Source organism: Phormidium sp. CCY1219 (genome assembly GCF_035615515.1).
Classification (GTDB): Bacteria; Cyanobacteriota; Cyanobacteriia; order Cyanobacteriales; family Laspinemataceae; genus CCY1219.
Window position 1 is genome coordinate 1 of sequence record NZ_JAJENT010000263.1, and the last position, 9,545, is coordinate 9,545.

The 9,545-nt window shown below is 50.9% G+C and carries 12 protein-coding genes; 5 read left to right on the forward strand and 7 right to left on the reverse strand.

Annotated features, from left to right (window positions below):
* Positions 1 to 573: 573 nt before the first annotated feature.
* On the reverse strand, positions 574 to 1,080 hold the full coding sequence (locus tag LKK83_RS03215) for a hypothetical protein (protein ID WP_324629396.1): 507 nt from the start codon (positions 1,078 to 1,080) through the stop codon (positions 574 to 576).
* A gap of 308 nt (positions 1,081 to 1,388) precedes the next feature.
* Between LKK83_RS03215 and LKK83_RS03220 the strand changes: the two genes are divergently transcribed.
* The 3 genes from LKK83_RS03220 (at position 1,389) to prmA (ending at position 4,644) form a co-directional block, all read left to right on the forward strand.
* Positions 1,389 to 1,568: a hypothetical protein gene (locus LKK83_RS03220; protein WP_324629397.1), complete on the forward strand. Its 180-nt coding sequence runs from the start codon at positions 1,389 to 1,391 to the stop codon at positions 1,566 to 1,568.
* Positions 1,569 to 1,972: 404 nt separating this feature from the next.
* The gene (serA, locus tag LKK83_RS03225; protein ID WP_324629398.1) at positions 1,973 to 3,559 is read left to right on the forward strand and encodes a phosphoglycerate dehydrogenase; all 1,587 of its coding nucleotides are present in this window, start codon (positions 1,973 to 1,975) and stop codon (positions 3,557 to 3,559) included.
* A 197-nt stretch (positions 3,560 to 3,756) separates the two neighbouring features.
* Positions 3,757 to 4,644, forward strand: coding sequence for a 50S ribosomal protein L11 methyltransferase (gene prmA, locus LKK83_RS03230; RefSeq protein ID WP_324629399.1), 888 nt, complete (start codon positions 3,757 to 3,759; stop codon positions 4,642 to 4,644).
* A 62-nt stretch (positions 4,645 to 4,706) separates the two neighbouring features.
* Here prmA and LKK83_RS03235 read toward each other — a convergent pair whose 3' ends face one another.
* Positions 4,707 to 5,291 (reverse strand): hypothetical protein, encoded by a 585-nt coding sequence (locus LKK83_RS03235; RefSeq protein ID WP_324629400.1) that lies wholly within the window; start codon positions 5,289 to 5,291, stop codon positions 4,707 to 4,709.
* Between the two features lie 159 nt (positions 5,292 to 5,450).
* A complete protein-coding gene (trxA, locus tag LKK83_RS03240) occupies positions 5,451 to 5,768 on the reverse strand; it encodes a thioredoxin (protein ID WP_324629401.1) in 318 nt (105 codons plus the stop codon).
* Positions 5,769 to 5,917: 149 nt separating this feature from the next.
* On the opposite strand from trxA, the gene fabG reads away from it, so the two are divergent.
* Positions 5,918 to 6,685 carry a 3-oxoacyl-[acyl-carrier-protein] reductase gene (gene fabG, locus LKK83_RS03245; RefSeq protein WP_324629402.1) on the forward strand — a complete coding sequence of 256 codons (768 nt, stop codon included), beginning with the start codon at positions 5,918 to 5,920 and terminating at the stop codon, positions 6,683 to 6,685.
* A 91-nt stretch (positions 6,686 to 6,776) separates the two neighbouring features.
* On the opposite strand, the gene LKK83_RS03250 is transcribed toward fabG, so the two are convergent.
* From LKK83_RS03250 to LKK83_RS03260, 3 genes are all read right to left on the reverse strand, one after another.
* The gene (locus LKK83_RS03250) at positions 6,777 to 7,100 is read right to left on the reverse strand and encodes a DUF1816 domain-containing protein (protein ID WP_324629403.1); all 324 of its coding nucleotides are present in this window, start codon (positions 7,098 to 7,100) and stop codon (positions 6,777 to 6,779) included.
* Positions 7,101 to 7,209: 109 nt separating this feature from the next.
* Positions 7,210 to 7,440 (reverse strand): hypothetical protein, encoded by a 231-nt coding sequence (locus LKK83_RS03255; RefSeq protein WP_324629404.1) that lies wholly within the window; start codon positions 7,438 to 7,440, stop codon positions 7,210 to 7,212.
* Positions 7,441 to 7,608: 168 nt separating this feature from the next.
* Entirely contained in the window at positions 7,609 to 7,881 is a 273-nt protein-coding gene (locus LKK83_RS03260; RefSeq protein WP_324629406.1) for a DUF1830 domain-containing protein, read from the reverse strand.
* A 499-nt stretch (positions 7,882 to 8,380) separates the two neighbouring features.
* On the opposite strand from LKK83_RS03260, the gene LKK83_RS03265 reads away from it, so the two are divergent.
* Positions 8,381 to 9,280 (forward strand): DMT family transporter, encoded by a 900-nt coding sequence (locus LKK83_RS03265; RefSeq protein WP_324629408.1) that lies wholly within the window; start codon positions 8,381 to 8,383, stop codon positions 9,278 to 9,280.
* Between the two features lie 52 nt (positions 9,281 to 9,332).
* Here the strand turns inward: LKK83_RS03265 and LKK83_RS03270 are convergent.
* A partial coding sequence (locus LKK83_RS03270; RefSeq protein WP_324629409.1) for a hypothetical protein occupies positions 9,333 to 9,545 on the reverse strand: 213 nt, incomplete at its 5' end.

Genomic DNA, 9,545 nt, shown 5'->3' on the forward strand with positions numbered 1-9,545 from the left:
AGATTCTGGGTACCGGATGCGGCGTGGAGGGTCTTGGAATTTCATCCCCAGGATGTGCCGTGCCACGCAGCGCCGCCAACTCGAGCCAAAAAACGGATGGAGGAACCTCGGGTTTCGCTTGTGCTGTGCTTCCCTGCTGAGTCCTGAGTGAGGGGGCGGATGAAAGAAATAACTGTTATTTTGTAGTTACATTCGTAAGATTCAATTGTTGCCACAAGAAATCGGCGGGATTTGGGAGTAGAGCGGGAGGGAGGTAAGCGATTCGCCGAGGTTGCTTTGGCTGCGGGATAATTGGATGGTGGAGGGGCAACCTCCTATATATATGGCCGCACCTTTTCCATTATGTTCATAATACTGTCAAGTGGTAAGGGTTGTCAAGGGGGTGGAGAAATTTTTTTTTGCGAGAGTTCGACAAGCTTGGTGTAGCAACATACGTAAGATTCAATTGTTGCTACAAAAATCCTCGTTCCCGGGAGCGGTGGGGGAACGAGGGATATGGAGAGAATAGCCTCACTTCGGAGGAAAGAGCGCAAATTGCGGGAGGTAGGTGAGAGGGGATTGGCAGACCCAGTGCTAAGCTTGGGAGTAACTTTTGAGACTTTCCGGGTCGAATTGACGGAGGATGCGGCTAGATTGGTTGACGGTGGTGGGGGAACCATTGACCACGAGCAGGTATTTCCCGGCATTGAGGCGGTTGCGATAGGGCAAAGCGTCGCCACTGCCAAAGGCGATACCTGCGCCGCCGCCGACAAAAAAGCTGCCCATTGCACCGGAGGCGGCACCGAGGAGACCCCCGATGAAGTGATTACCCAGTTCACCGGCCCAGGCAAAGGTATTCAGACCGGTGATGACACTAAATGTGGCACCGGCGGCGAAGCCAAACGGAACCAGCCAAGTTGCCATTAATTTGGTTTGTTTGATGGCTTGTTCGTTGGGGTCGATGAGACCGTATTCATCGGCAGTTTTGTAGCCTCTGCCGAGAATGGTTACTTGGTTCATGGGCAAGCCTTCTTTTTCGAGAGCGGAGTAGGCAGCTTCAGCTTGAATGCGATCGGGCACAACGGCAACGAGATAGTTCATTGCAGATTTCAATGTTAGTTATCGGGTGGGTTAGACAAGGTTCAACCGCAGGGGGTTGCAGCCATTAGAATAGGCGCTGTGGATATTATATCGGTTTTGGGTAACGCCGAAGATGGCTCGGGTGAAAAATTTCCCCTCGGTTCATTTCCTAGGGAGGAGGGACATAGGAGGGAGAAAAATCAGAATTGAACCCGGAGAAAGGGTGAAATTGGGAAGGATTGGTCCGAGGATTTTCCGGATACAGAAAGTGCCGATCGCGCGGCGAAAGTAGCCGAAAAAACAGCACCATTGCAAACCGCCCGTTGGTTTTGGACGCAGACCGAACCTGCGGATGGAAGGCGAGGCGATCGCGGATGGAGGAAAAAAATCCGTGGCGATCGCACAGTTCCGGGAAAGAGGAAAAGCATGGAGACGAAGGAGGATTTGGCACAGCGCCAACATCAGCGCCAGGGGTGAAACGAAGCAAAACGGCTATATTTGGGTCGTAAAAACCAGAAAATTCAGCACAGAATCGCAAAGCAGCAGACGATCGCCGCGCGAGAAAAGTAAAGCAATCCCCAGCGATCGCCGCACCCAGGCGGATCCAAAACAGGTTAGGGAATTGGGGGGCAAAAACACGAAAAGCAAGAGAATTAATAAAATAAAAGTGAAGAATTTCCGCCAATCTGTATAAAAGAGTACGCTTTGCAGTTACAATGACCTACTGCAGCAACTTTGCGTGGGAGAGGAAAACGCGCCAATAGGGGCTTGAATCTGCCACCACAAGCAAAGGGGGAGGAGAGGAGCGGAAAAAAGGTAACTCGTTGCGCCAATCAGAGGCGATCGACGAGTCAACAGAGCGCCTCTGCCCAAAAGAAACTGCTGTAAACCTGTTGCAACCAACCTGCTGACCATGCCAAAAGTTCTTGTTTCCGATCCGATAGACCAAGCTGGGATCGATATTATTTCTCAAGTTGCCCAAGTTGACGTCCAAACCGGACTGTCAAACGAAGAATTAATCAAAATCGTCCCCGAGTACGATGCCCTGATGATTCGGTCCGGGACCCGCGTCACCCAAGAGATAGTAGAAGCGGGGACACAGCTAAAAATCATTGGGCGTGCTGGTGTGGGCGTAGATAACGTAGACGTGCAAGCCGCCACCCGAAAAGGAATTGTAGTAGTCAATTCCCCAGAAGGGAACACGATCGCCGCCGCCGAACATGCCCTTGCCATGATGCTGGCCCTATCGCGCTACATTCCCAACGCGAATCAATCCGTCAAAAGCGGCAAATGGGATCGAAAAAGCTACGTGGGAGCCGAGGTTTACAAAAAAACCATCGGCATCGTAGGATTGGGCAAAATAGGCTCTCATGTGGCCGTTGCGGCCAAAGCAATGGGCATGAAACTGATTGCCTACGATCCGTTTATTTCCGCAGAACGGGCCGATCATATCGGTTGTCGGTTAGTGGACTTGGATCTGCTATTTAGAGAAGCCGATTACATCACCTTGCACATTCCCAAAACCGCAGAGACGGCAAATCTCATCAATGCGGAAGCGATCGCCAAGATGAAGCCCACCACGCGGATTATCAACTGCGCCCGAGGCGGGATTATCGACGAAAAAGCCTTAGCCGAAGCCTTAAAAGAGGGGCGAATTGCCGGGGCGGCATTAGACGTGTATGAAAACGAACCCCTAGAGGAAGATTCCCCCCTGCGAAGCTTAGGCAAAGAAGCGATTCTCACCCCCCACCTGGGTGCTTCTACCGCAGAAGCGCAAGTCAACGTCGCCATTGATGTTGCCGAGCAAATTAGAGACGTATTGCTGGGGTTGCCGGCGAGATCGGCAGTGAACATTCCCGGACTGTATCCCGATGCGTTAGAAAAACTCCGCCCTTACCTGAAATTAGCCGAAACCCTAGGGAATTTGGTGGGTCAGTTGGCGGGGGGACGAGTGGAACTGCTCAATGTCCGACTGCAAGGAGATGTAGCGAATAAAGAAAGCCAGCAACCAGTGGTGGTTGCCGCATTAAAAGGATTGCTCTCCCAAGCTTTGCGCGAACGAGTCAACTACGTCAATGCCAGCATCGAAGCCAAAGAGCGAGGCATTCGGGTAATTGAAACCCGGGATGCCTCGATTCGGGATTATGCCGGATCCTTGCATTTAGAAGCCAAGGGATCCCTCGGGGATCACACCGTCACCGGTGCCCTGTTAGGGGATGGGGAAATTCGGATTACCGATATTGATGAATTTCCGATTAACGTCCCACCCACCGGGCACATGCTGTTTACCAGACACCGGGATATGCCCGGGATTATCGGCAAAATCGGTTCCCTACTGGGCAGCTTTAACGTGAATATTGCCAGTATGCAGGTAGGGCGCAAAATCGTGCGCGGCGATGCGGTGATGGTGCTGAGCCTCGACGATCCCCTGCCCGAGGGAATTTTGGCTGAAATTATGAAAGTTCCAGGCATTCGGGACGCCTATACGGTAACGTTATAACAGTCCCCTGAGCCGAATCGCCATAACCGAGCGTTTAGGTGTCAGGGGTGGGGAACAAGCAGGGGCTTTCGCCGGTGGCTTGCGCCTGCGCGTAAAACCCGTTTCAGCGGGATGCCTGACCCACGGAAAACCGGGCACCTAAACCCCGAACGCGAACAAACCGTTGCTGTCCAACCTGAAAGCTGAATTGACCGATTATGGCGAACAACTGGTGGGAAATTCAAGTGCTATGCGATCCAGATTTGGAAGATATTTTCTTCTTGCGACTGGAAAGCTTTGGCTGTCGGGGAACTGCCAGTGAGATTAAGGGTCATTCCTGCTTAGTATTGGCCTATTTGCCCCAAGAGAAAGCGCAGTTGCTGGATTTGGCGGCGCTGTCGCTGCTGTTGCGACAAGATGCCCTCTGCGTGAATATGCCGATTCCGGCGGTGCAGTGGAGTTTGATTGAGGAAGAAGATTGGTCCACCAGTTGGAAGAAGCACTGGAAACCGGAAGAATTGGGCGATCGCTTTTTGATTAATCCCGCCTGGTTGCCCATCCCGGAAACCGATCGCATCGTACTACGCTTGGATCCGGGGGCGGCATTTGGTACCGGGGCACATCCCACCACTCAGCTATGCCTGGAGGCGTTGGAAATGCGCTTGGGATTTGAAGAAACCGAACCAACGATCGCCGATATTGGCTGCGGATCGGGGATTTTATCCATTGGCGCAATTCTGCTGGGGGCGAAAAAGCTCTACGCTGTGGATACGGATACCCTGGCGGTGCGATCGACTCGTCGCAATCGAGATTTAAACAAGATTCCCGACCAGAAATTAGTGACAAAACTCGGCAGTGTGGAGCGGGTGAAGCAACTAATTTCCGAACCGGTGGATGGAATTGTCTGCAATATTTTGGCGGAAGTGATTATCGATTTAATTCCGCAAATGGATGCGATCGCCAAACCGAGTACCTGGGGCATTATCAGTGGCGTATTGCTCGAACAAGCCAAACCGGTTGCCGATACCCTAGAACAAAATGGCTGGGTGGTTGCTACCCTCTGGCGACGACAAGATTGGTGTTGCTTCAATATCCGCCGCAGTTAACATCAAATTGCCCGGGGGGAAACTGGCGCATCGATTGGCATTGCCTTTTTCGGGGTAATTTTTTAACTGCCCGTGGCCAGAAAACGACGGTTAAAATAGAGATACGCCGCCACATAAAACCCGTTAACGGCTAGCATCAATCCTTTGCCGAACCCCGACTCTACCGAGGGAAAAACATTCACCGTTGCCAAACCAACCAGGATGATTTCTATTAACGCCACTACCTGCCCGTATCGCTTCGGATCCCAATAGGAAATCGGACTGATAAATCGATAATCGTGTAAGGGGAAAAAATGCCGATGGGCGTCATCGTGGTGAACGGGCAAATCTCCTAATGAATGCAGCACCATGCTGATAAAAATAAGTTCCAGAATGGGCCAGCCAAAATAATGAGAAATGATGGCGGCAAAACTGGCTAGGGGAATGGAATGCAATAAGGCAACCCAAGTTTGCATCTGAGGTTGCCAATAAGATTCGGTCCAGATTTTTGCTTCCGGTTGTTTGAGAACGAATTTTGCCCAAAAATAAAAGATAAAAATGGGCAAATCGGGTAAAATCGCCCCGACAACTACCGCGAGATTAGCTTGCGTCAGGGGCAGGTTAGTGACAATTGCCAAGTTGATAATAGCATGACTGGGAGTGTTCATTTTGTCTGTTGACCCTGCAAGCCGTGGGGTAGGCAATGCCCACCGGACATCGTACAATTAAACCGTAGGGTGGGCAATACCCACCGGACACCGAAAACCAGAGTGTTGGTGGTTTAATGATAGAAGAAAACCGCTGAACCGACAAGGCGATCGCAGAGATTACAGCAGGGGTTCGAGTTGTTGAATCAGGCGATCGCTGGGCATAAATCCCTCAAAACGCTGCAAGGGTTTGCCATTTTTAAACAGAACCAAGGTGGGCAAAGCGTGAATGTGATGGTCTGTGGCCAATTGGGTATATTTTTCCGTGTCGATTTTGACAATTTTTACCCGATTTTTCATTTTGGCACTGACTTCACTGAGAACCGAGGCCATCATCTGACAAGGCCCGCACCAATCGGCGTAAAAATCCACCAGAACGGGTAAATCGGACTCGGCGAGCATTTCTTCAAAGCTTGTGAACTGTTTTTTGACTGCCATAGCATAAAACGGCTCAATTGAGCCGATAGTAACGACTGATTTGATTCTATGATAGCGGGGGTTTCTGGGCAGAGGGTAGGGAATTCGGGGCAGTTTAGGGGCGGGTTTTACCGTAAGATAGTGTAGTGCGTTACAGATTTAGAAGGGAAATGGAAGGATTACCGGAACAGTTGCAAAGATTGCGCGATCGCGTCGCCGTGGTGACGGGGGCCTCGCGCGGAATTGGACGGGCGATCGCCCTCGCTTTAGCTACAGAAGGAGCGAAGGTAGCGATTAACTATGCCAGTTCCAGTGATGCGGCGGATGCAGTGGTGGCGGAAATTACCGAAGCAGGGGGGACGGCGATCGCCTTGCAAGCCGATGTGTCCAAAGCCGACCAAGTGGACAGCCTGATCTGTGCGGTCCAGGAAAAATGGGGCACCATCGATGTACTCGTCAACAATGCCGGCATCACCCGCGATACCCTGCTGCTGCGGATGAAACCGGAAGACTGGCAAGCCGTGATTGACCTGAATCTCACCGGCGTCTTCCTCTGTACCCGCGCCGTTAGCAAAATCATGCTCAAGAAAAAAACCGGTCGGATTATCAATATTGCCTCAGTGGCCGGTCAAATGGGCAACCCCGGTCAAGCCAACTACAGCGCCGCTAAAGCGGGGGTGATTGGCTTTACCAAAACCATTGCCAAAGAATTGGCCGGTCGCGGGATTACCGCCAACGCCGTTGCCCCTGGATTTATTGCTACCGATATGACCAAGGATCTCAAGGGCACTGAAGAAATTCTCAAGTTCATTCCCCTCGGGCGGTATGGCGAACCGGAAGAAGTAGCCGGCTTGGTTCGCTTCCTGGCGGCAGATCCGGCAGCGGCTTATATCACCGGCCAAGCCATTAATGTGGATGGCGGTATGGTGATGGCATAACATCACTTAGCATAAAAAACCGGAAAAGGGTAGCACCAACCTCACGGGTAGGGTGGCAAACTCGAAAGCCACCCTACAGCTAGTCGGTAAACTAAGTGTTGTATATACGAGCCAAGCGAGGCAGATTCGGCTTTATACTGCTGTCGAGGGAGTCCAATAATTCATCTTCCAAAACGGTGAGCTTGTGTGGCTGACAGCGTTTTAAATGAACGGCGATGACTGTGGCGGATTCCGCTCTCAGGTCTTCGATGTAGCCGTCGCGATCGCGTTTGGCGTGATTCGCTGTAGAAAAGGGGCCAAAGTAGTAGATGCAGCAGGGATTCACCGTGACGATTTCTACCCACCAGGCTACCCGAAAAAATTCTAATATCCACAGAAAAAAGTGTTGCCATTTTATTAAAGTTTGTTGTGGCATTATTTTAGTCTCCACTGTTTGTGAATTGGGGTCTAGCCTGCAAAATGTTGCTGGTATTTTTTACATTCTCGGCAGATGGATAGAATGGTAGGGGGTTTTTTTTGCTTTATTATTGTACGAAGTCGCGAATGCTCTGACGAATGAGCGGTTCTATCTGCTGAAAGCGACTTTGGGAAAAGGAGGAGGGGGGAATTTGTTCGATGACATGGGAAATTAGCTTTTCGCGGAGTAAGCGATCGCGCAAGGCGATGCGATAAGGATAAAGGGGATATTCTGTGGAAATTTTTTCCAGGACATCATTGATAATTTGCCAATAGAGTGTTCCCACTTGCTGCACCATAGTTTGCCTCAAAATAAAGCGCTAAGGTTTCCAAAATTCGGTTAACGGTTTTGTGGTCTTCAAAACAACGAGGGTAAAATCAAAAGGTGAATATTTCCGGGGAAACCGAGGGGTAAAACCGCTGGATAACGGGCTTTTACCCATTTCCCGGTCAGGGTCACTGGGGTCTTATCCTTCTTTCACCTGCAAGCGATCGCAGGGGATGACTTCGGTCACGGTCCAACCCCCGCTGTCACCGATATGAACTTCTAAATCGGCGTGGGGAACTGCTTCAAACATGAAACGCTGGTTGGGAAAAACCACCCGCTCAAAATGCTTACTGGGGAAGTTTTTACTTTTGAGCAGCACTATGCGATCGCTCTGGTTAAAATAGAAACATAGAATCCGTCTTAAATCGCTGTTGTCGCTCGCGTTTTTAGAGTTGAGTAGGGTTTGAAGCATTTAGGGTGATAATGTAAAAGCTTGACAAAAATTTATTGCTTTGGCAATGAATCTCGGAAAATCGAGGGAGTGAATGTCAACTGCCTTACAGAGATTAATCTGCTGGGAAATGAATCCCGCCAAAGCGAGGGATTCGTGGAAATGCTCCAGTGGTAACATTTCAGATGTTGCGATCGCAATTGCGCCATCGCTTAAAAGCCAGAATATCCTTCTTAGGAAAGCCATTGCTTCTATCAAGAGAAAGAAGAATCTGTTAAGTTGGTTTGTGCCCGTGAATACGCGCTGCTGATTTTTCGGGGAATGGGGAGGGGTTTGCCATTTTTCCCAGGGAGGCGATCGGGAGACATTATAACATCAACCCCATTCCTGTAGCGGTTGAATATTCACAAGAGAGATGGAGATACATGTAGGCATTTCACCGGGGTGGGGAAAGTTTTCGCCTTCCATAACATTGACACCGGCCAGAGAGTGCTATAATTACAGAATTTAACTGTTAGCGATGAAACCCTCTCCTTGGAAAGTCTGCTTTATCCTGACCTGCGGCGTATTGGCGGTGTCCACGGCGGCGATTTTAATTCGTTTGGCCTTAGATGCGGCTGACCTGCGCGGGGCGGGGTTTAGCTTGGTGTTAGCCGCCTCTCGCTTAACCGTGGCGGCGCTGATGTTGTTGCCTGCATGGGGCAAAATTTACCGCAACCGGATCCCGCGCAGTGCCCTGGGGTATGCGGTAGCGGCGGGTGCCTGTTTGACAGTCCATTTCGCCAGTTGGATTACCTCGCTTTCTTATACTTCAATTGCGGCATCCACTACCATTGTGACCACGAATCCGGTGTGGATCGCGCTTTTTTCTTGGCTGTGGTTGGGGGAGAAACCCTCGCGCCAAACTTCGATGGGGATTGCGATCGCCCTAGTTGGGGGAGCGATCGTCGGGTTGGGCAGCAATAACAGTAGCTACGCAGGTAGCAATCCGCTACTCGGTAATTTCCTGGCGCTGGTAGGCTCTTGGACTGTGAGCTGGTATTTGTTACTGGGGCGCGAGGCACAAAAACGGGGCATGGGCATCGGCGGTTACAGCGCGATCGCTTACGCCACCGCCGCTTTACTGCTGTTGCCCATGCCCTTCCTGTTTAATGCCAGCTATACCGGGTATTCCCCCGAGGTTTACCTCTATATTGTGCTAATGGCGGCGATTCCCCAATTAGTGGGACATACCAGCTTTAACTGGGCTATCAGTTGGATTTCGCCCACCGTCGTCACCTTGGCGATTCTCTTTGAACCCGTGTGCGCCAGCATACTGGGATTTCTGGTGTTTGGCGAAATTCCCGGAATCTCGGTGTTAGTCGGGGGGGTGGTTGTGCTGGTGGGAGTGGCGATCGCCGCGATCGGTTCTCGCAAGTGAGGTTAACGCACTATCTCCCGGGAGGCGATCGCCTGAAATTACAGCGCGATCGCTAAACCAAAGTAAAATAAATCTCCGTCAGCGCATTCGCATTAATTCCAGCCACCGAGGCTAATATTTCCCCCGTACTCGCAAGGGCAATATTCGCTTGATTGTTACCTTGAGTAATATTCAAATCGGCAAAGGTAATTCCCTCCGCCAACCCCAACCAATCTTCCCCTAGGGTAAAGTCAGAAACCACATCACTGCCATCCCCTTCGCGGAA

Coding starts and splice junctions, on each gene's coding strand:
- LKK83_RS03235 (WP_324629400.1), bottom strand. CDS start 5,291: ATGAACACTCCCAGTCATGCTATTATCAACTTGGCAATTGTCACTAAC.
- fabG (WP_324629402.1), top strand. CDS start 5,918: ATGGAAGGATTACCGGAACAGTTGCAAAGATTGCGCGATCGCGTCGCC.
- LKK83_RS03260 (WP_324629406.1), bottom strand. CDS start 7,881: ATGCTTCAAACCCTACTCAACTCTAAAAACGCGAGCGACAACAGCGAT.
- LKK83_RS03265 (WP_324629408.1), top strand. CDS start 8,381: ATGAAACCCTCTCCTTGGAAAGTCTGCTTTATCCTGACCTGCGGCGTA.
- serA (WP_324629398.1), top strand. CDS start 1,973: ATGCCAAAAGTTCTTGTTTCCGATCCGATAGACCAAGCTGGGATCGAT.
- LKK83_RS03250 (WP_324629403.1), bottom strand. CDS start 7,100: ATGCCACAACAAACTTTAATAAAATGGCAACACTTTTTTCTGTGGATA.
- LKK83_RS03215 (WP_324629396.1), bottom strand. CDS start 1,080: ATGAACTATCTCGTTGCCGTTGTGCCCGATCGCATTCAAGCTGAAGCT.
- prmA (WP_324629399.1), top strand. CDS start 3,757: ATGGCGAACAACTGGTGGGAAATTCAAGTGCTATGCGATCCAGATTTG.
- LKK83_RS03255 (WP_324629404.1), bottom strand. CDS start 7,440: ATGGTGCAGCAAGTGGGAACACTCTATTGGCAAATTATCAATGATGTC.
- trxA (WP_324629401.1), bottom strand. CDS start 5,768: ATGGCAGTCAAAAAACAGTTCACAAGCTTTGAAGAAATGCTCGCCGAG.